At 40.9% G+C, this 22088-nt stretch carries 21 protein-coding genes; 12 read left to right on the top strand and 9 right to left on the bottom strand.

Translation table 11 applies throughout. From position 1 onward, the window contains the following. Positions 1-155: 155 nt before the first annotated feature. From OCI93_RS15920 to mgtE, 11 genes are all read left to right on the top strand, one after another. Positions 156-1112, top strand: a complete 957-nt coding sequence (locus OCI93_RS15920; protein ID WP_261594565.1) for a calcium/sodium antiporter — start codon at positions 156-158, stop codon at positions 1110-1112. 11 nt (positions 1113-1123) lie between these two features. Next, entirely contained in the window at positions 1124-2095 is a 972-nt protein-coding gene (locus tag OCI93_RS15915; protein ID WP_261594566.1) for a KpsF/GutQ family sugar-phosphate isomerase, read from the top strand. A gap of 143 nt (positions 2096-2238) precedes the next feature. Beyond that, positions 2239-2793 carry an LPS export ABC transporter periplasmic protein LptC gene (lptC, locus tag OCI93_RS15910; protein WP_261594567.1) on the top strand — a complete coding sequence of 185 codons (555 nt, stop codon included), beginning with the start codon at positions 2239-2241 and terminating at the stop codon, positions 2791-2793. Further along, positions 2783-3310, top strand: coding sequence for a lipopolysaccharide transport periplasmic protein LptA (gene lptA / locus OCI93_RS15905; protein WP_261594568.1), 528 nt, complete (start codon positions 2783-2785; stop codon positions 3308-3310). Before lptC ends, lptA begins: the two co-directional genes overlap by 11 nt. 2 nt (positions 3311-3312) lie before the next feature. Further along, positions 3313-4038 (top strand): LPS export ABC transporter ATP-binding protein, encoded by a 726-nt coding sequence (gene lptB, locus OCI93_RS15900; RefSeq protein WP_261594569.1) that lies wholly within the window; start codon positions 3313-3315, stop codon positions 4036-4038. A gap of 56 nt (positions 4039-4094) precedes the next feature. Continuing rightward, the gene (locus OCI93_RS15895; RefSeq protein ID WP_261594570.1) at positions 4095-5606 is read left to right on the top strand and encodes an RNA polymerase factor sigma-54; all 1512 of its coding nucleotides are present in this window, start codon (positions 4095-4097) and stop codon (positions 5604-5606) included. 27 nt (positions 5607-5633) lie between these two features. After that, entirely contained in the window at positions 5634-5921 is a 288-nt protein-coding gene (gene hpf, locus OCI93_RS15890; protein WP_261594571.1) for a ribosome hibernation promoting factor, read from the top strand. A gap of 2 nt (positions 5922-5923) precedes the next feature. Continuing rightward, positions 5924-6376, top strand: coding sequence for a PTS IIA-like nitrogen regulatory protein PtsN (ptsN, locus tag OCI93_RS15885; protein WP_261594572.1), 453 nt, complete (start codon positions 5924-5926; stop codon positions 6374-6376). Positions 6377-6394: 18 nt separating this feature from the next. Beyond that, the gene (gene rapZ, locus OCI93_RS15880) at positions 6395-7240 is read left to right on the top strand and encodes an RNase adapter RapZ (RefSeq protein WP_261594573.1); all 846 of its coding nucleotides are present in this window, start codon (positions 6395-6397) and stop codon (positions 7238-7240) included. 4 nt (positions 7241-7244) lie between these two features. Further along, complete coding sequence (locus tag OCI93_RS15875) at positions 7245-7517, top strand: HPr family phosphocarrier protein (protein ID WP_261594574.1); 273 nt, start codon at positions 7245-7247, stop codon at positions 7515-7517. 174 nt (positions 7518-7691) lie between these two features. Continuing rightward, positions 7692-9050, top strand: a complete 1359-nt coding sequence (mgtE, locus tag OCI93_RS15870) for a magnesium transporter (protein ID WP_261594575.1) — start codon at positions 7692-7694, stop codon at positions 9048-9050. 337 nt (positions 9051-9387) lie between these two features. Here mgtE and pmbA read toward each other — a convergent pair whose 3' ends face one another. Further along, the gene (pmbA, locus tag OCI93_RS15865; protein ID WP_261626812.1) at positions 9388-10737 is read right to left on the bottom strand and encodes a metalloprotease PmbA; all 1350 of its coding nucleotides are present in this window, start codon (positions 10735-10737) and stop codon (positions 9388-9390) included. A 132-nt stretch (positions 10738-10869) separates the two neighbouring features. On the opposite strand from pmbA, the gene yjgA reads away from it, so the two are divergent. Continuing rightward, positions 10870-11391, top strand: a complete 522-nt coding sequence (gene yjgA / locus OCI93_RS15860; protein WP_261594577.1) for a ribosome biogenesis factor YjgA — start codon at positions 10870-10872, stop codon at positions 11389-11391. A 62-nt stretch (positions 11392-11453) separates the two neighbouring features. On the opposite strand, the gene tldD is transcribed toward yjgA, so the two are convergent. From tldD to OCI93_RS15820, 8 genes are read right to left on the bottom strand one after another with little or no spacing between them, the layout of a single operon-like run. Next, entirely contained in the window at positions 11454-12893 is a 1440-nt protein-coding gene (tldD, locus tag OCI93_RS15855; RefSeq protein WP_261594578.1) for a metalloprotease TldD, read from the bottom strand. Further along, a complete protein-coding gene (locus tag OCI93_RS15850) occupies positions 12886-13710 on the bottom strand; it encodes a carbon-nitrogen hydrolase family protein (RefSeq protein ID WP_261626811.1) in 825 nt (274 codons plus the stop codon). The genes tldD and OCI93_RS15850 overlap by 8 nt, the downstream gene beginning before the upstream one ends. A gap of 34 nt (positions 13711-13744) precedes the next feature. Continuing rightward, positions 13745-17602: a YhdP family protein gene (locus tag OCI93_RS15845; protein ID WP_261626810.1), complete on the bottom strand. Its 3858-nt coding sequence runs from the start codon at positions 17600-17602 to the stop codon at positions 13745-13747. A gap of 16 nt (positions 17603-17618) precedes the next feature. Further along, the gene (rng, locus tag OCI93_RS15840) at positions 17619-19091 is read right to left on the bottom strand and encodes a ribonuclease G (protein WP_261594581.1); all 1473 of its coding nucleotides are present in this window, start codon (positions 19089-19091) and stop codon (positions 17619-17621) included. Next, positions 19081-19662, bottom strand: a complete 582-nt coding sequence (locus OCI93_RS15835; protein WP_261626809.1) for a Maf family protein — start codon at positions 19660-19662, stop codon at positions 19081-19083. Before OCI93_RS15835 ends, rng begins: the two co-directional genes overlap by 11 nt. Further along, positions 19662-20141, bottom strand: a complete 480-nt coding sequence (gene mreD / locus OCI93_RS15830) for a rod shape-determining protein MreD (protein WP_261594583.1) — start codon at positions 20139-20141, stop codon at positions 19662-19664. The genes OCI93_RS15835 and mreD overlap by 1 nt, the downstream gene beginning before the upstream one ends. Then, positions 20134-20976 carry a rod shape-determining protein MreC gene (mreC, locus tag OCI93_RS15825; RefSeq protein WP_261594584.1) on the bottom strand — a complete coding sequence of 281 codons (843 nt, stop codon included), beginning with the start codon at positions 20974-20976 and terminating at the stop codon, positions 20134-20136. Before mreC ends, mreD begins: the two co-directional genes overlap by 8 nt. Next, positions 20976-22019, bottom strand: a complete 1044-nt coding sequence (locus OCI93_RS15820; RefSeq protein WP_261594585.1) for a rod shape-determining protein — start codon at positions 22017-22019, stop codon at positions 20976-20978. The genes mreC and OCI93_RS15820 overlap by 1 nt, the downstream gene beginning before the upstream one ends. Positions 22020-22088 lie beyond the last annotated feature (69 nt).

Genomic DNA, 22088 nt, shown 5'->3' with positions numbered 1-22088 from the left:
AAAAAGTTTTCGTAAAATTTTGTAATATATGATGTCACAATAGAGACTAAATACTGTAGAACAGAATAACTAAGTGCCCTCTTTTACTTATACTTTTGTAGACGCATTTGTTACTATTTGCGCCATTGTAATTTTATCAATTGGCTTCGCTTTTTATGCTTTTATCTTTTGTCATCTTGATCATAGGATTTGCTGCACTAGTATGGAGCGCTGATCGCTTCGTTTTTGGTGCTGCAGCGCTGGCTCGTAACTTTGGCGTACCTACGCTCATTGTTGGCTTGACCATTGTCGCTATGGGCTCATCCGCACCAGAGATGATGGTCGCAGCACAGGCTGCACTAGCTGATAAAACAGATACGGCAGTTGGTAATGCCATTGGTTCAAATATCGCTAATATTTTACTGGTACTTGGCATCACAGCACTACTAAAACCCCTGTCAGTAAGTTCAGGTATATTAAAACGCGAAATGCCACTTCTCATTATAGTCTCACTTGGCGCTTGGTTTATCGTCAGTGACAGCCATTTTAGCTTGTTAGAAGGTTTGGCTTTACTCATTGGTTTTATATTATTTTTGTTTACACTCATCATCATATCCAAAAGAAGTGGTCCAGATGCCGATCCTTTAGTCAGCGAAGCCTGTGAGGAAGTGCCAAATAATGTACCAACAGGTAAAGCGTTACTTTGGTTATCAGTAGGCATGGTGTTATTGCCTGTCAGCTCTAGCTACTTAATTGACGCGGCCGTAGATATAGCCAAATTCTTTGGTATGAGCGATTTACTTATCGGCCTAACAATTATTGCTATTGGCACCAGTTTACCTGAGCTTGCAGCCTGTATAGCAAGCGTACTAAAAAAGGAAGACGACCTTGCACTTGGTAACATTATTGGCTCTAATATATTCAATATCTTAGCTGTGCTTTCTATCGCTGGCATTATGAATCCTGCTAATATCGACAGTAATATTGCACAGCGAGATATCTTTATTATGCTTGGAGCAACCTTAGCACTGATATTAATGAGTCTAAGCTTTACAGGGAATCGCCGTATAAATCGTATTGAAGGCGGAGCTTTATTAGCGGCATTTGTTGGCTATATGTATTACATCATCTAGAGGTTTGACTCATGTTATCAAAGCAGTTTACTGATACCGCACAACGAGTTATTAAAATAGAACAACAAGCAATCACAGAAATTGGTCAGTATATAGATCAACACTTTGTACTCGCTTGCCAAACTATTTTTGACTGTCAAGGCAGAACGATAGTGGTAGGAATGGGCAAATCAGGCCATATAGGCAACAAAATCGCCGCCACACTTGCAAGCACGGGAACACCCGCTTTTTTTGTCCACCCAGGGGAAGCGAGTCACGGTGATTTAGGCATGATCACAAAACATGACGTCGTACTACTTATTTCAAATTCGGGTGAAACCAGCGAAGTATTAAACATCATACCCGTCATCAAGCGTATCGGAGCAAAAACGATTGCCATGACAGGCAATAAAAACTCTTCTATGGCACAGTTATCTGATGTGCATCTGTGTATTGCCGTTTCGCAAGAAGCCTGTCCCTTAGGGCTTGCACCAACAGCAAGCACAACTGCAACGCTGGTAATGGGTGATGCATTGGCGGTTGCATTATTGGAAGCGAAAGGTTTTACTGCAGATGATTTTGCATTATCACACCCAGGTGGTGCTCTGGGCAAACGTTTACTACTCACGCTAAGTGACATTATGCATCAGGGCGAGCAAGTTCCTATTGTTTCTCATCAAAGTACAATCAAAGACGCATTATTTGAAATGTCAGCGAAAGGCTTAGGCATGACAACAATTGTTGATGAAAACGGGCAACTTGTCGGTATTTTTACTGATGGTGACTTACGACGTAATATTGAACAACGTGTAGACTTACATATAACACCAATCCACAAAGCTATGACTGTAAACTGCACTACAGCAAACAAAGACATGTTAGCCGCAGAAGCGTTGAATATAATGGAAACGAAACGAATCAATGGCTTAATTGTCATAGATAGTAATAGACACCCTATTGGTGCACTTAATACTCAAGACTTATTAAGAGCCGGAGTACTGTAAATGACCGCTGTGGTATATATCAAAAATGAACAGCAAACCCATTCATGGGTGATTCATTCAACTCCCCCTATTTTGGTAAGTGATAAAATTACTAACGTAACGAACGGTGCCAATAATATTCACTCAATACTGAGAAATATAAAATGAGTGGTAACCGTGTTGTGCTATTTTTAGTTTTTATCACAGTAATGGCATGGCTGTGGTACCCCTATTTGACGCAAACAACACCAAAAACAAACACTCAAAGTGATGTTATTGCCAAACCTGATTATATTGCAACTGCGCTAGAACAAACGTCTTATAATGAGACTGGTGTGCGCAGCTACACAGTAACTGCAGATAAAATGGAACTTTATCAAGAGTTAGGCTTTAGCCATTTTACGATGCCTGTATTTACATTGTATAACGGCCCTCAAAATTGGTTAATTTCATCACAAGAAGCAACTTTATATGAAAACAATACATTGATGTTAGAAGGTGATGTTGAAGCCAAAAACTTAACTACAGGCGCAATGATCACTTTAATTAAAGCAGACAATATACGCGTTGAAATAGACGAACGACTGATGCAATCTGAACGGCCTGTAGAGATTACAGGCCCTAGTTTAAAAATTAACGGCAAAGGGCTTTATGCTGATTTAAACACAGATATCATTGAACTTATAAACCATACTCGAACTATTTATTATGACCAATAAACTAAGTATTACCGCTATGCTTGTTGGATTGTTATTTTGCCAACCAAGTATCGCAAAACAAAGTGACTTTGCAAATGAAGTTTCTATCAAAGCAGGCAAGCAACAAGCTCAACTTAAGACCAATATTGGTATATTTGAAAAAAATGTAGAGATCATTCACGGCAAACGTAAAATTAATGCCGATAGGCTTGAAGTTCACCGGCGCGAAGAGCTGGGAGATAACAAACAACTGTTAGTTGCGACAGGCTCTCCAGCTCAGTTTTCTGAACAACAATCAGACGGCACCAAGCTAACTGCCAGTGCACAAGAAATTCGCTATGATGTTGCCAATCGTACTTTAGTGATCAAAGGTAATGCCTCTATTAATCAGGCTGGGCAAATTATTCAAGCCCAATCTATCACTTACGATATGGATAAGCAGTTAATAAGTGCCGAAAGAGGTGAGCAAGATAACGCACGCGTACACACTATACTCGTACCAGAAAAACAACCTAAAGAAGCGGGCCAAGGTAATTAAACATGAGTGTATTAACAGCAACTGCTCTGGCAAAAAGTTACAAAGACCGACAAGTTGTTAAAAACGTCAGCCTCAGTGTTGAAGCTGGCAGTATTGTTGGCCTTCTTGGTCCCAATGGAGCAGGAAAAACCACCAGTTTTTACATGATAGTAGGTCTCGTGCCAAGCGATAATGGCACCGTGTGCATCAACGACCATGACATTACACTATTGCCAATGCATAACCGAGCACGTTTAGGCATTGGCTATTTACCTCAAGAATCATCAATTTTTAGAAAGCTCACGGTATATCAAAATTTAATGGCTATTTTGGAAACTCGCAACTCACTGAATAAGATAGCCCGTGAGCAAATTTTAAATGAACTACTGGATGAGTTTAACATTCAACACATTCGCGATAGCTTAGGTATGGCACTGTCAGGCGGAGAACGCAGAAGAGTAGAAATTGCTCGCGCTTTAGCCGCAAATCCTAAATTTATCCTTTTAGATGAGCCTTTTGCTGGTGTTGATCCCATTTCAGTGTTAGATATAAAGAAAATTATCGAACATTTAAAAAATAGAGGTATTGGTGTGTTAATCACCGATCACAATGTTCGCGAAACTCTTGATGTATGTGAAAAAGCTTATATTGTCTCACATGGTGAATTAATCGCCTCTGGTACTCCTGAACATGTTTTAGCAGATCAAACTGTCAGAGATGTCTACCTAGGTGAACAATTCAAGCTATAGTTAATGTACGTTTAGTCACAATAATAATAGAAAACCAGAAGGATTGTTAAAGGTAGATGAGGCAATCGTTACAGCTGCGCATGGGGCAGCAACTTACCATGACACCACAGTTACAGCAGGCTATTCGCTTGCTGCAACTAAGCACGTTGGATCTACAGCAAGAGATCCAAGAAGCTCTTGATAGCAACCCGCTTCTTGAAGTAGATGAGTCAGAGCCAGAATCTGATGCGCAAAACAGTGCCCAAGATAAAAATGGTAAAGATGAAAACCAAGAGGACACGCATTTAGACAGTCAAGATATCGAGCCTGTAAGTGACTACGAAATAGATTCGGATGCCGCACTAAGTAAAGAGACCGTGAGCGACGACCTTGCTATGGATGTGACATGGGATGAGTACATGAGTGCAGCTCCTGCTGCCAGTAGTGGACCAATGCCTGAAGACGAGACTATTTATCAAGGTGAGACGACGGAAACGCTTCATGAATATTTAATGTGGCAGCTCGAATTAACGCCTTTTAGCCCAACAGATCGCGGCATCGCAGTCGCTATTGTAGAAGCCATAGACGAAAACGGTACATTCACCTTAAGTACCGAAGATCTCTTAGAGAGCTTGAATGATGGCAACAGTGGCGAACATATTGAATTAGATGAAGTAGAAGCCGTATTAAAACGAATTCAACTTTTTGATCCTATTGGTATTGGCGCTCGCTCACTACAAGAGTGCTTGTGTATTCAGCTCAATCAATTTGACCCGCATACAACTCCTTGGTTGAGCGAAACTAAAATGATCCTCAATGAGCACATTGAGCTACTTGCAAGTCGCGACTATCGGACCTTGATGAAAAAAACCAAGCTCAAAGAGATTGAGCTCAAGGAGATCGTAACATTAATTCACACTCTTAACCCAAAACCTGCGGCAAGCATTATTCGTGAAGAGTCTGAATATGTCATTCCTGATGTATCAGTTAAGAAGGTAAAAGGCCGCTGGGTAGTTGAGCTAAATCCGGAGTGCATGCCTAAAATTCGTGTTAACAATCAATATGCTGCAATGTCTCGTTCAGTGAAATCCAGCACAGATAGTCAATTCATTCGCTCTCATTTACAAGAAGCAAAGTGGTTTATTAAAAGCTTAGAAAGCAGAAATGAAACATTAATGAAAGTTACTAATTGCATTGTCCAACAACAACAGGCATTCTTTGAACATGGCCCTGAGGCAATGAGACCCATGGTGTTAAATGATGTTGCAGAAATGGTTGAAATGCACGAGTCCACCATTTCACGTGTGACCACACAAAAATATATGCACACACCTAGAGGCATTTTTGAGTTGAAGTATTTCTTCTCAAGTCATGTTAGTACTGAAAATGGAGGTGAGTGCTCGTCCACAGCAATCAGAGCACTAATCAAAAAGCTAATTGCTGCAGAAAATACTGCTAAGCCATTAAGCGACAGTAAAATAGCAGATATATTAGCGGAGCAAGGAATTAAGGTGGCCCGACGCACCATAGCAAAATATCGGGAGTCGTTAGCCATTCCACCGTCAAATCAGCGTAAAAGCTTGATTTAGGCGTATTACCTAAGAAGGAAAATGCTTATGCAACTAAATTTAACTGGTCGTCATGTAGAAATAACCGATGCATTAAGAGACTATGTCAACAACAAGTTTGCAAAGTTAGAAAGGCATTTTGATCATATAAACAATGTACATGTGATCTTAGATGTTGAAAAGCTAGTACAAAAAGCAGAGGCGACATTGCACGTTAATGGCGGAGAGCTTTTTGCCTCGACAGAACATCAGGACATGTATGCTGCGATCGACGGCCTAATTAATAAGCTAGATCGTCAGGTAATTAAGCACAAAGAGAAGCTAATTCGACATTAATTATGAAATTAAGCTCGATAATCAATAAGGACTGTAGCAAAGCTGCGGTCCTTTTTAATAGCAAAAAGCGTATACTCGAATACATTAGCGAGTTAGCGCACGAACAGCTACCCAATTTAAATCAGCACGATATCCTTAGCGCATTAATGGCCCGAGAGAAACTCGGCAGTACAGGTATAGGTAAAGGGATTGCTCTGCCCCATGGTCGGATAATAGGTCTTGAAGTCGTGACAGCTTTACTATTAGTCAATCAACAAGGGGTTGAGTTTGATGCCATTGATAACCGGCCTGTTGATATATTTCTTGCTTTAATTGTGCCTGATGGCGATAACGAACAACATTTAAAAACGTTATCATCGATAGCTCAGCAACTAAACAATAAAGAATTCTGTAAACAGTTAAGGAACGCTAGCAATGACGAGGAACTTTATGCCATTATTGCCTCAGCAGACTAGGTTATTAAGAGAAGCATAATGGAATTAATCATCATCAGCGGTCGTTCTGGTTCAGGAAAATCAGTTGCACTGCGCGTATTAGAAGATTTAGGGTATTATTGTGTTGATAATATCCCAGTCAATTTATTACCGTCCTTAGTACGTAGTGTCTCTGATAACTACGATAAAATCGCTGTGAGCATTGATGTAAGAAACCTACCAAAAGAGCAACAAGATTTTAATGATATTTTAGAATATTTGCCTGGATTTGCTAATCCAATGCTGTTCTACCTAGACAGTGATGATAATACACTCATACGACGCTTTTCTGAAACGCGTCGTTTGCATCCATTATCAGTGAATGACTTACCCCTAGATTTGGCAATACAAGAAGAGAAACGGCTTCTAGATGTACTGACTACACGTGCAGATGTACTCATAGACACAACTGATTTAAGCGTACACCAGTTGGCTGAAACCATTCGTGAGCGTATTTTAGGAAAAAAAGATAAGCAACTAATCGTTACTTTCCAATCTTTTGGGTTTAAACATGGCATACCCAAAGAAGCTGATTATGTCTTTGACGCGCGCTTTTTACCCAACCCACATTGGGAACCTGAGCTAAAACCCTTAACAGGCTTAGACCAACCAGTTAAAGACTATCTGGCTAGTCATAGCATCGTGCAAAAATTCACATGGCAAATTCAAACTTTTGTGCAAACTTGGTTACCCCACTTAGAGCGAAATAATCGCAGCTATTTAACCATTGCGATCGGATGCACAGGTGGACAACACCGTTCGGTTTATTTGGCACAAACGATTGGTGAAAGCTTTGCGCGAACTCATCCTAATATTAAAATTCGCCACAGAGAGCAAGATAATTAACCTTATGCGTTGTGAAGACACCTTTTTAATTCAAAATAAATGTGGTTTACATGCAAGAGCCGCATCTGTACTCGCCCAACTTGCTATAAAGTTTGATGCTCAGATAACCCTATATCAAGATGACAAATCAGCAGATGGCAATAGTGTGCTCGCATTGCTTTTGTTAGAAAGCAGTCAAGGCAAAGAAGTTAAAGTAGTATGTGATGGTCCAGATGCCAAAGGTGCGTTACACGCAATTGGTGAGCTGATCGCACAAAAGTTTTATGAACAAGAATAAGTTAGCTAATCAAGTTCAGTAATTAAAATTTTCTCAGAGCTTGGTAAGGTACGCGTATTTACGTTAAACTCTTAGTCATGCACTGCGCCTAAATTTCTAAATCATACCCTAGCTGGCTCTTCAGCTTTTCTTTTAGGCAGACATTAAAAACATAAAAATAATTGAAGGAAGCCTATGCCTGAAGCTCTTGAACAAGACTACACACTACAACAACTGCAACAAGTAACGCAGGCATTAAATAGTGGACAATTTGTTCAAGTCAGGCGTACTTTAGCGGAAACAGCACCGTGTGATACGGCTTTACTACTCGAATCGTCTCCACACAAAGTGCGCCGTCAATTATGGCAGCTTGTAGACCCTGATATTCAAGGAGATGTACTCGAAGAGCTATCAGAAGATGTCCGTTTGAGCATTATTGTTCAAATGGAACCTGAGCTTATCGCCGCAGCAACCGAGGACATGGATGACGATGATCTCGGTGAAGTACTTCGTAGTCTACCTGATACAGTCTATCAAGACGTAGTAGGTGCCATGGATGCTCAAGATAGAGAGCGTGCAACGCAAGCACTATCCTATCAAGAGCGCTCAGCTGGCGCACTCATGAATACGGATACCGTTACCATACGACCCGATGTGACATTAGATGTAGTGTTACGTTACTTGCGTCTGCGTGGCACGCTACCCGATGGTACCGATGACCTCTATGTCGTTGATAAAGATAATTGCTTTATCGGTGCCCTGTCGCTTAATAGCCTACTGACTAACCCACCAGATAAGTTAGTACATGAGCTAATGGATACAGACAAAGAGTCGATTCCAATTACCATGGATGAAACTGAAGTAGCACAGCTATTTGAACGTTATAACTGGATCTCGGCAGCAGTTGTTGATGACAACGCTCATCTTTTAGGGCGTATCACCATCGATGATATTGTTGATGTTATTCGTGAAGATGCTGAGCATAGCTTGATGAGTATGGCCGGTCTTGATGATGAAGAAGACACCTTTGCACCAGTATTTAAAAGCTCTAAGCGCCGCTCCATCTGGCTAGGTATTAACTTACTCACTGCGTTACTCGCTGCATTTGTTGCGAGCTTTTTTGAAAACACACTTGATATCTTACCATTTTTAGCCGTTTTAAACGGCATTGTCCCAAGTATGGGAGGGGTAGCAGGTAGTCAGACACTCACCTTAGTTATCCGTGGTATTGCTTTGGGTCACATCAACCAAACCAACCAACGTTTTATTCTTGGTAAAGAATTAGCGATTGGCGCACTCAACGGTGTATTGTGGTCAATTCTCATCGCTGGTGTTGTGGCATTGTGGCAATGGGATTTTGTACTCGGTGCTGTCATCGCATTTGCTATGTTTATGAATTTACTTGCAGCAGGTATTGCAGGCGCAAGTATCCCTATTGTATTAAAGCGCATGAAAATTGACCCTGCGCTGGCAGGCAGTGTGGTATTAACTACTGTTACTGATATTGTCGGTATTTTTGCGTTCTTAGGCACCGCAACTTGGTTCCTAATTTAGGATAGGGTTTGAGAATAGAAAATATTCTTTCAGCTGGGATTATTTGCGACAAAATGCTGATATTTTGTTCAAAAGCAACGCTAAGAGTGAGCAAATTGAACCATCCTTATATGAGGTTAACCTAGCCAATAAAGAGGGCCTATATCGGCCCTTTTGTGTAATTTATACATACTAGATTAAATAAATGGCCAAATATTGCAAAAGATAAATGGCTTAGTAACTAGGGAAAACTTCGATATGTCGTTATTCTACATAAGTAACTTTTAACTCAGTTAATAAATCATTTTGCTCACTAAAATGGTCAATGTTTTAATAAACTTAGTATTAATATTTGAGGCTAGGCACCAGCCACCTGCATTGACTCCACCAATACAGAGCCAGTTTGAACACTGCCGCGATATTCGATATCACCACCAATCGCTTGAATACTTTTAAACATATCTTTTAGGTTACCTGCAATTGTAATTTCACTTACTGGGTATTGTATTTGCCCATTTTCGACCCAAAAGCCACCAGCACCTCGTGAATAATCACCCGTTACAGTACTCACACCTTGACCCATCAACTCAGTGACTAACAAGCCTGTGCCCATTTCATTAAGCAATGCAGCTAAACCTTCATGAGTTTGCTGTACTAACCAGTTGTGAATACCCCCTGCATGCCCTGTTGCTGTCATGCCAAGACGACGAGATGCATAGGTCGCTAATAGGTAAGTTTGCAGTTCTCCAGCATGGATAATATCTCTATCAATGGTTTTAACTCCCTCACTATCGAATGGACTTGAAGCAAGCCCTTTTGGCAAATGAGGGCGCTCCAATATATTCACGCATGGACTAAATACTTGCTCCCCTAACATGTCGAGCAAGAAACTAGACTTACGGTACAGCGCACCACCACCAATAGCTGAAACTAAATGGCCAAATAAGCTATTGGCAATATCAGCGCGAAAGATTACTGGCGTTTTCATGGTCGATATCTTCTGACTATTTAAACGCGCCAACGTAGACTCGGCAGCCTCTAAGCCCACTTCAGTTGCAGATTTTAAGCCTTGTTGCTCACGAGATATCGTATAGGCTGAATCACGCTGCATTTGTTCACCGTCTTTACCTATTACCACCGTACTCAATGTATGACGCGTTCGAGGAAAACCTGCTATCAGTCCATGGCTATTGCCATACACACGCAGCCCTTGGTGACTCGCAAAGCTTGCACCATCTGAGTTAACAATTCGTTTATCCGCATTTAATGCTGCTTTTTCTGCTTCTAAACAAAACTCAATCCCTTGCTCAGGTGTTACTTCCCAAGGGTGAAATAAGTCCAAATCAGGTGGTGACATTTCTAACAAATTTTTATCTGCAACCCCATTGCAAGGGTCATCTGATGTAAACTTGGCAATATCTATGGCTTTCTCTACCACTGTTTTAATAGCCGCGGGGCTTAAATCAGCAGTTGACGCATTACCCTTATGGTTGCCTACGTAAACGCTTATCCCTAATCCACCATCTTGATTAAACTCAATAGTATCAACTTCACCCATTCGAGTGCTCACTGATAACCCTGAAGTACTCGACATTGCTGCTTCAGCAGCAGTTGCACCAAGTTTCTTAGCATGACTTAATGCTTCTGAAACCGCTTGTTTTATATCATCTATTTGTTTATAAATCGCGTGCTGCTGAGGTTGTGCCATCGCTCTTATCTCTTATAACTTATCTCTCTAAGTTAATGCTAACACACATCTAAATTATCACCCTATTCTGACAAAGCATTTATGCCATAAAATTGGTATACTGAGTACAAATCAGCAAATCTTGTATAGACCATGGCGAAGCAAAATAAACCAGACATTGAAGAAGAAATCATCTACGTATCAAAAAGCGAACTTAAACGCGATGCGCAACAATACCAACAACTAGCGCAAGACCTCGCTGGTATGGCTAAAAAGCAACGTGAAAAATTACCATTAAACGATGAATTAAAAGAGGCTATGGTAGTTGCAGATAAAATTCGTCAAAAGAGTGAAGCGTATAGACGCCATATTAACTACATCACTAAAACGCTCCGTCTAACAGAAAATATAGCTGAAATTGAAGAAGCAATTGGTCTAATGCTTAACAAAAACAATCAAGCTGACGTGCTCATAAATAAAATTGAAATTGTCAGAAATGAGTTGATTGAACAAGGTGATAGCAAAATCAATGAATTGTTAACGCAATACCCAACACTTGAACGTCAAAAAATGCGACAACTGGTTAGACAAGCCAGTAAAGAGGCTAAAGCGGAGAAACCCGCAAAAGGATATAAAGAGCTATTCCAGTATTTAAAAGACGTAATAATGCCTTAAGTGATCTTTAAGTTAGAAAACCAGCTAAGAGCTGGTCTTTCTAACTTCATCAAAATCAAGCTTTATGCCGTACCACCTACGGTCAGTTCGTCAATTTTTAAACTTGGTTGGCCAACCCCTACAGGTACACTTTGCCCATCTTTACCACAAACACCAACACCACGGTCAAGTTCTAGATCATTACCTACCATCGAGATCTTAGTCATCACGTCAGGGCCATTACCGATAAGCGTGGCACCTTTGATAGGTTGTGTAATTTTACCATTTTCAATAAGATAAGCTTCTGAGGCAGAAAATACAAATTTACCCGAGGTAATGTCAACTTGGCCACCTGCAAAACTAGGCGCATAAATTCCTTTTTCTACACTGCTAATAATATCCTCTTTACTATCTGGGCCTGGTAACATATAAGTATTCGTCATTCGTGGCATTGGCAGATGTGCGTAAGATTCTCGACGACCATTGCCTGTAGGCGCAACCCCCATTAAACGGGCATTCAACTTATCTTGCATATAACCTTTTAAAATACCTTTTTCTATCAATACATTGTAACCTGCTGGCGTCCCTTCATCGTCAACATTTAACGAACCTCGGCGATTAGCCATCGTGCCATCATCAATTACAGTACATAAACTAGAAGCCACCATCTCGCCGACTTTACCACTAAATGCAGAGGCTCCTTTACGGTTAAAATCTCCCTCCAGACCATGCCCTACCGCTTCATGTAACAACACGCCCGGCCAACCAGCACCCAGTACAACAGGCATAGTGCCTGCAGGAGCATCAACAGCTTGCAAATTAACTTTCGCTTGGCGCACTGCTTCTTGCGCATACTCAAGCCAACGTGGCTTACCATTGACTAACTCTTTAAAATAACCATAGTCTAAACGCGCACCGCCACCAGCACTACCTCGTTCCCGACGGCCATTTTTTTCCAATAATACTGAACAGTTCAAACGGATCAACGGGCGAATATCTGTGGCAAAAGTACCATCGCTGGCTGCAATTAATACTTCCTCATATACAGCTGACATAGAACTAACGACTTGTTGAGCATCAGGAGCAAGCTCGCGAATAGCATTTTCTACTTCTCGTAACAAACTGACTTTATCTGCATCAGTCATACTTTGAATAGGTTGTACAGGAGCAAATTGACTTGTGATAGTTTGCTCACTAAATACCTGCACTTTTTTATCTTCACCTGATTGAGCAATGCTTCTTGCAGCCATAGCCGCTTTGTTTAACGCTTCTAAGTTAATCGCATCAGAATATGAAAAACCCGTTTTTTCACCTGCCACAGCTCTTACACCAACACCTCGTTCAATGTTATAGCTTCCCTCTTTAACCAAGCCATCTTCCAATACCCAAGTTTCGTGATGGCTAGATTGAAAGTATAAATCAGCGTAATCGACGTTATGTTGATGTATATACTGTAATGTTTGCTCCAGCTGCTCTCTATTGAGCTGACTGTCAGTTAATAAACGCTGCTCGACATTATTCATAAAACTCACTCTTAAATCTGTTGTGGACCTGCACTGGCATATCCGTACGGAACTTATACAGCTGTGCTAAATCTATTCTGGCGCTAATAACACCCAACCGCTGCTGAGCATCCGCTATTACTTCACCCCATGGAGATAATATTAGGCTATGTCCATGTGTTTTGCGGCCATTTTCATGTGTACCTGATTGTGCCGCTGCAATTACATAACACTGGTTTTCTATGGCTCTTGCTTGGAGCAAAGGCATCCAATGTGCTTTACCTGTGACCGTTGTGAATGCACTAGGTACCAACAAAAGTTCTGCGCCTAACTTACGCATTGCTTGGTATAGCCCGCAAAAGCGTAAATCATAGCACACGCTTAAGCCTATTTTGCCAAATGGACTATCAATCACCACCACTTCACTGCCCGCAACTGTAAACTTTGACTCTCGGTAACCTGAGCTGCCATCGGCTACATCAGCATCAAATAAATGAATTTTGTTATAACGTGCAACAACATCTCCAGTATCATCCAACAAAAAGCTCGCTGCATAATACTTTTTCTGTTCACCTATCACAGCCATAGTGCCCGCCGCAAGCCAGATTTTAAAATCTTGACAAAGCTGAGCCAGCTTATCTAACCAATATTCGTGATTTTTTGACAGTGCTAAAGATTGCTCGCCAGTTTTGTTAAACGCAAGCCATGTTTCAGGCAAACAGACCAATGTGGGCTGGTCAATATCACATTGTTGTAACCACTGTTTCAGCTGCAAAAAGTTGTGTTCTGGATCCATTGTTGAGCACATTTGTACCGCTATCACATGAGGAATAGACATGTAGTAACTCCATATTACCTATAATTTAGCCTGTTCAAGAAGCTGATGCAGTCTCACTCGTATTGTTATCTTCAGGGGGAGAGGAAAGTGGCTCATCAGATACAGGAGGCTGATTTTGTGCAGCCTGAGGGATCTCTACTTCTCGACTTTTACGATCAACTTCTTTGACAATTGGCTCACTCATAGTGCCTGTCACTTTAAACTTAATTTCAGAAATCACTCTGGCTGAATGAATGACTTTATCTAACGCAAGTGCTGCTAGCCCAGATACGGGGTTAACCATCCAAGCCACAATCACAGGAATACTTGAAGTAACCTGTGGCGCAACGGCTAAGTCATAATTGATCTCTTGCGTATTGAGGTTTGCATAACCTTGTATGCTTAAATCTGCAGGCACACCATCAAGCTTAGTGTCTTTTGTATAAGCAATGCCTTTATCGAGCTGAACACTGCCTTTCATTTGATTGTAAAAAAAACCTTTTGAAAATACGTCTCTGAAGTCTAGTTTTAACTTTCTAATTAAAGAGTCCAAACTAAGTAATGAAAATACACGTGCACCTTGGTCGCTTACTTCAGTTAAATGTCCTTCCCCTAGCTCCCAGTTTATCTCTCCAGCTAGACTTGCAACATCAAAATCGTATGGAGCGCCTTGCCAATTTAGCTGATAAGCAATATTAGAACGCGAGTCTTTTATGGTGGAAGTCAAATCAAATTCATCAAACAGCTCTCCAATATCTTTACTATTTAATATACCATCAAAATAACTGTGCCCCTCAAACCAACGACCTTGTCCTCGCAGCACATGATCATCTTTATCTATCACTAGCTCTGTTAATGTAAGCTGCTTACCATCGCCAAATAGTGATATATTGACTTTATCAAGTTGGTAACTATTCACTTTACAGTCACTACAGTTAAATTCTATCGCAGGAGTACGTGTTAGCCAATCAAGTGAGGTATTTGGCTTTGGTTCAGCTTCGCTTTGCTGCTTATGTGTATTGATACGTAAATAGTCACTATCTATTTGAATTGGGCGACTAGAGTCATTTTCTGGTAACAAAACAGTGGCACGAAGTTCCTTAGCATTTAGACGCATGGTCATGCCATCGGCACTTGGAAAAAGCCGCATTTCAAGATCAGTAAACGGTATATCGGCAATTTGAGCAGAGCCAAAGTGACCCGTTATCATCTCAAGCTTAGGTAACACTCCCTCCCCTTCATCATTATTATTACTTGGCAGCTCAATTAAGCGCTCAATAAATGTTAGCCATGGATCTAATACTAAATCATCTTGTAAAATGGATACATGAAAACCACTGCCAACAAGCCCCCGATTTTGCCGTCCAACACTTAATTGCGCCTGACTTAATCGCCCTGTCGAATTATCCAAAATACCATTAAAAAAGAGTCTGTCAGCTAAATTAGCAGTGATTAAATTAGAAATATCATCACCTTTCACTTGACCACTTAGCTGCCATTCCTTCTCTCTATTTTTTTGATAAGGACTTGGAAAATGGCTAATAACACCCTGTAAGTTTGTATCAAACTGAGCATTATAATTAAAACCTTGTTCCGCAAACTGTAATTTAACTTGGGTATTAAATTGGCTATTACCTTCAACAAATCCATCCATCAGGCCCAATGAGTAAGGTACAAGCTTATCAGCCTGCGCTGATAAGCTTGCATCAACATGAACCTCATACAAACGATTATCCCCGTCAGCTGAGACACTAAACTGCACTGGCATATCCAACCAACTGGCAAAGCTGTGCTGAAGCTCAATACGGTCATCATCAAAGCGTAATGTTCCTCTTACACCCGACAAAGTCATTCCTGGCTGCGCTAAAAAGATATCTGCATTATTGAGGTCAACTTCTCCTGTAGCATTGACATCGAGCGTATGCAAATCAATATCTAAATTGACCTTACCAATTACCTCTCCTGACCCCTGAACTATCTTAAAAATATCCACCAGTGGCTCTTTAAGCGGCGTAGCTGCAAAAAATGGTAACAAGGTTTGTGCGTCCGTCATGTGATCAATTGCCACGTAGAGGTTATCGGCATGATTGAGGTTTGGTAAGCTAACCACCACTGGACTAGTTAATTGCTGATTAATAAGTTTGCCGCTGTTAGCAAAAATATCCATCCGTTCATTAGCAAAGTGTAGTGTAACATCAGCATTGGTTATTGCTGGCCAATCAGGTGCAAATAAGAAATCTGCTTGGTTAATACGTGAAAGCACCTCAAAGTGCCCATTTCCTTGCTCAAAAGGAAACTCTGCTAACGAGCCTGACAATAATACTTGGCTACTCATGTGCTGACCGGCAATAATGCCACGATTAAGATACTCAATTAAACTTTCAGACATAACAGACTGGGGGTAATAATCACCTGCAGTTTGCGCATCACCACCGAACACTTCTGCATATAAATCTAATTGCGCAGTCTCATTTAAGGTTAAGTGCATTTCTGCGGCAGCGGTTAAGTTGGGGCTATTGAACCATAAAGAATCACTGCTAATGTGCCATACATCATCATGCTGATAAATTTGTAACTCAGCATTAATCTGCTCATAAGCAAGTGGCTTTCTGAACATATCTGGTGTGGCTAATTGCGAATGCTCATTAAAAAAGCTTAATGTCGCGTCACCATTGCTCCACATCAATTCAATTCTGGCATCATTTATACCTGGAATTCCATTGAACGAAGACCAGCTTAAATTGTTCATACTTAACCAAACTTCAGGAGTTGCTTGCGGTTGCCAACTTACTCGTCCCTCTAGTACACCTGTCGCATTAACATTGGCTAGCGCTTCAATACCGTCAATTTGCATCAATTGTGCTAACTGCGCTACCAGTCCAACACTAATATCTTCAAACCAAATTCGTTTATTATTTTCTGCAAATGTTCCCTCAAGTTTGGCGGGAATAAAAGATTTTCCATCAAAACTAAATAGCAGCTCTGAACTGCGCAGCTGCCATTGCTGTTTCGCTGGCTGCAGCTGCAACTGCCCTTGCTCAAGTATGAGTTCGTGTGCTGAATCAGCCTCTGACCATTGCACTTTGCTAGGTAGCGTATTCAACGTAAGTACCTGTACTTTTCCAGCATCAAGCATTAGCCAAAGTTCGCCATTTAACTCAGTTGTTATATGTTTTTCCTGAGTTGGTACTTGCTCTGTTAACCATTCAGCGATATCAACATTTTTCGCCTCTAAATACACCTGTCCAGCTAAGTCTCTTAAAGAGTTCCCTGTTAACGCCAAGCGCGCAGAGAATCGCCCTTGTTGTAACCCTGGAATTGCAACTTCACCTTCACCTTTATGACTGTTTGGACTATTTTGCCAAGTAATATCATTTAATAATAAAGTATGTACAAAACCACTTTGAGTACGCAAATTTAGTTGGCTAGACTGAATTGAAAAGTGACCAGTATCACCTAAAAATAGGCTTTCAATAAGGGATTGCTGTTCAAAGACAGTGTTATCAGAATCATTTACTCGGTCAAACTCTGTTAAATCGACTTGTGCAGAAAAGCCATCCAATACAAAGTAATTTGAGCGGATCTGCCAGTTTTTAAATGACTCAAGTACATTGAGTTGTAAACTCGTGCGGGTGATTGACAGCGCAATAGGTGAGCTTTCGTTATCAACAAAGGTTAGATTTTCTAGCACCAAAGCTGGGCCATTACTTTCCCAGCTAGCACTAATAGCACCTAAACTTAAGCTAACACCAAATTGTTGATGAATAATATCTTCAATATTTTCACGATAATCATTTGCATACGGCAAGCTATACTTAACAACGGAAACAAGCACAGCAAGTGTTACAAGGGTAATTGCGAACACCTGCCACACTTTACGAATACAAAAGAAACAAAAAGTTTTAACTTGCATTGGACGTTACGTCACCTTACATCATTACGACGTCAAACTGTTCTTGGCTATATAAGCTCTCTGTTTGAATACTGACCTGTTTTCCGATAAAGAGTTCCAATTCTGCAAGATTATGATATTCATCATTGATTAAAGCTTCACTCACTGCAGGTGATGCATAGACCATGAACTTATCTGCATCATATGCGCGATTCACCCTCACGATCTCTCGTAAAATTTCATAGCAAACGGTTTCTACCGTTTTTAATGAGCCTCTTCCTGCACAAGCAGGACATACCCCACACAAGATATGCTCTAGGCTTTCTCTTGTACGTTTACGCGTCATTTCTACCAAACCCAATGCCGATAAGCCATTAATGTTAGCTTTAGCCCTGTCTTTGGCCAGTGCTGTTTCTAATGAATGTAGCACGCGGCGTTTATGTTCATCCGAAATCATGTCGATAAAATCAATAATGATGATACCACCTAGATTGCGTAACCGTAATTGTCGTGCTATCGCAGAGGTTGCCTCTACATTGGTATTAAAAATTGTCTCTTCAAGATTACGATGCCCAACAAAGGCACCTGTATTAACATCTACTGTGGTCATTGCCTCAGTTTGATCTATGATTAAATAACCACCTGATTTTAATTCAACTTTTCTATGTAGTGCTTTTTGTATTTCAGTCTCGACATCAAACAAATCAAATATAGGTCGTTCACCAGGATAATACTCCAACGTCCTTCCCAGTAGAGGCACAAATTCTTCAGTAAAAGATTTCAGCTCTTGATAAGTCAGCTTAGAGTCGACTCGAATGCGCTCCATATCTTCACCGACATAATCTCTGAGTGTGCGAAACGCAAGCGTTAGATCCTCATGTAAAATAGCTGCTTTACTGGTTTTTTTGCGGCGACTAACTATTTTTTGCCACAATTTTTTTAAAAATTCAGCGTCATGCTGTAATTCAGCCTCAATGGCACCTTCCGCTGCAGTGCGAACAATAAAACCACCATTTTCATCATTATATTGTGAAACAATTTCTTTAAGTCGTGCTCGTTCCTGTTCAGTTTCAATCCGTTGACTTACCCCTACGTGCGTAGCATCGGGCATAAAAACTAAATAACGAGAAGGAATCGTGATATCTGTTGTTAAGCGCGCACCTTTAGTGCCAAGAGGGTCTTTGACCACTTGCACCATAATATACTGGCCCTGCTTAACTAGCTCTCTGATATCTTGTACTTTTTTTACTGGTTGCTCGTCCACACCTTCTTCAAAAGAAGCACTATTAACAATATCTGAGGCATGCAAAAATGCGGCCTTATCTAAGCCAATATCAACAAAAGCTGCCTGCATACCAGGTAAAACACGACTCACTTTGCCTAAATAAATATTACCAACAATACCAAGATTACCAATACGCTCTACTTGCACTTCTTGCAGCACACCATTTTCAATCAGTGCTACCCGACTTTCACTTGGTGTCACATTAATTAGTAATTCACTGCTCATAATAGCCTTCGGTAAATTTTTGGATTAATTGTTCGGTTTCATATAAGGGTAAACCCATTACTGCAAAGTAGCTACCTGATAGTTGAGTAACAAACTTACCACCTACCCCTTGAATACCATAACCACCAGCTTTATCTAATGGCTCACCAGTGTGCCAGTATTGCTGCATTTCTTGCTCTGTCAGCGTTTTAAAGGTGACATCGGTGCATACTACGGTGCTTAAAGTTTTAGCTGGATCAGCCATCGCTATTGCAGTATAAACTTGATGAGTACGTCCAGATAAACGTGCCATAGTTCGCATAAAATCTTGTTGGTCTATTGGTTTACCTAAAGCAATACCATCAATGACCACCACCGTATCACTGCCCAGTACCGGTTTATCAGTATAGCCTTTGGCGACTGCTGATTGCGCTTTCAACCGTGCTAAACGCTCAACATACTCCAGCGGTGGTTCATTATCCAATTGCGTTTCGTCTGCATCTACAGCAAATTGAATAAACTCATATCCAAGTTGACTGAGGAGTTGTTTGCGCCGAGGGGAAGCTGACGCCAAATACAAATGTGGGGCCATTAACGTATCCTAAATTGGCGACGGTATTTACGTAATAATAAAAAGATCCACGGCCAACATAACATACCAGTCAAAGCTGGCCACAAGTAATGAGGGCTAAAATACACGTCGAGTAAAAAGTGATTTAACCAAAACAACAGTAAATGATATAAAGTTAAGAATAACCCTATCAAAATAGCTTGCTGCCAGATTGAAAAATTTCGTATTTTTTGAAAATTACTTACCGTGATGTAAATACAAATTGAGTAGGTTAATGAATTAACGCCAAGTGGTGCACCAATTGCTAAGTCCATTAATAAACCAGCAACCCATGCCCAACCAATATTGACTCGATGTGGTACGGCCAAAGACCAATACATTAGTACCAACAACACCCAGTCAGGGCGAAAAGGCTCCGCAGAGATGGGCAATGGCATTAAAGCCATTACTAAGGCTAAAAAAACACTAAAAGCAATGAGAAAATAGTAGCGCTTAATCATTGTCTAAGCTCTCTTGTACGGTTCGCCCTAAGATCAACAATAAACGAATACGATCCAGTTGCGCAATTGGCTCTGCATATACTTGTGCAAAGGGCAGGCCTTCATCACGGTGCAACTCAGTAACCACAGCAACTGGGTAACCTTCAGGAAAAACACCTCCCAGCCCTGATGTCACCAACACATCACCAATACGAACATCCAAGCTATGGGGCACATGTGATAGTTTTAGCTTATTAATTTTACCAATACCTTCAACCACAGTTCGTACGTCATTACGTAAAATTCTCACTGGAGTCGCATGTGTTATATCTGTCATCAACAACACCCGAGAGGTAGTTGTGCCTACTTGAGTCAACTGCCCAACTAAGCCCATTTCATCTATAACAGGTTGACTTTCGGTTACGCCATCGATCGTACCTCGATTAACTACAACTTGATGACTATAAGGATTAGAATGAACAGATAAAACTTGTGCTATTTTTCGAGTCTTTTTCTCTCTTGCAGAGGCACTCAAAAGAGCTCTTAGTTTTTGGTTTTCACTTTGCAAAAACTGTAGTTGCTGTAACTGCTCACTTTGTAATAACTGTTGATGTTTAAGTGCACTATTTTCTTCACTTAACTGTTCGCGAGTTTGCAAACTTCTCGCGCCACTATTAAATGCTTCATAAGGCATACTCGCTAAATACAACAAAGGACTAACAGCGGTGTGCAAACTAGTCCTTATCAAAGTGCCACCGTGTGTAAAACGATCACCAACAATAAGTATAATACTCAGCATCACTGCGACGGTGAGTCGCAGCTGCAAAGAGATCGTGCGGCCAAATAAAAGGTTCATTAATCGTAACTAAATACATCGCCGCCGTGCATGTCTATCATCTCTAACGCTTTACCGCCACCACGAGCAACACAAGTTAGCGGGTCATCTGCAACCACGACTGGAATACCGGTTTCTTCCATAAGCAGTCTATCTATATCCTTTAATAGCGCACCACCACCCGTTAGTACCATACCATGAGCAGAAATATCTGACGCCAGTTCAGGTGGTGACTGCTCCAATGCAACCATAACCGCACTTACAATCCCCATTAATGGCTCTTGTAAAGCTTCTAGTATTTCATGGGAATTAAGTGTAAACGAGCGTGGAACACCTTCGGCCAAGTTGCGACCTCGCACTTCAATCGAAATGGGCTCATCACTTTTAAATGCGGATCCAATTTCATGTTTAATGTGCTCAGCAGTCGCTTCTCCAATTAAGCTACCGAAATTACGGCGCACATAATTGATTATTGCTTCGTCAAACTTATCACCGCCAATACGTACTGATGACGAGTAAACTACACCATTTAAAGAAATAATAGCGACTTCAGTGGTACCACCACCAATATCAACGACCATTGAGCCCGTTGCTTCAGAAACAGGTAATCCTGCACCAATCGCAGCAGCCATAGGCTCTTCAATTAAGTAAACTTCGCGTGCACCAGCCCCCATTGCGGACTCTCTTATTGCACGTTTTTCAACTTGAGTTGCACCACAAGGCACACAAATTAATACACGCGGACTAGGTCGCATAAAGTTATTATTATGCACTTGTTTAATAAAGTGTTGTAACATTTTCTCTGTTACATAAAAGTCAGCAATCACACCATCTTTCATCGGTCTTATTGCTTTAATATTGCCAGGGGTACGACCCAACATTTGTTTTGCTGCCGTACCTACAGAAGCGACACTTTTAGGACCGCCTGCTCGTTCTTGTCTAATAGCAACAACCGAAGGTTCATTTAAAACAATGCCCTCTTCTTTCACATAAATAAGAGTGTTAGCTGTACCTAAGTCAATTGATAGGTCGTTGGAAAATAATCCGCGTAATTTTTTAAACATGAGGCTGGGTAACCTTAAAGAAATACCTTAAATTAAGTGATGCAATGCATCACCCATCGTTATATTGTT

The organism is Pseudoalteromonas holothuriae, from assembly GCF_945859825.1.
Taxonomy (GTDB): domain Bacteria; phylum Pseudomonadota; class Gammaproteobacteria; order Enterobacterales; family Alteromonadaceae; genus Pseudoalteromonas; species Pseudoalteromonas holothuriae.
Note: the sequence above shows the minus strand (reverse complement) of the source record. Positions and strands in the feature narration are given on the sequence as shown.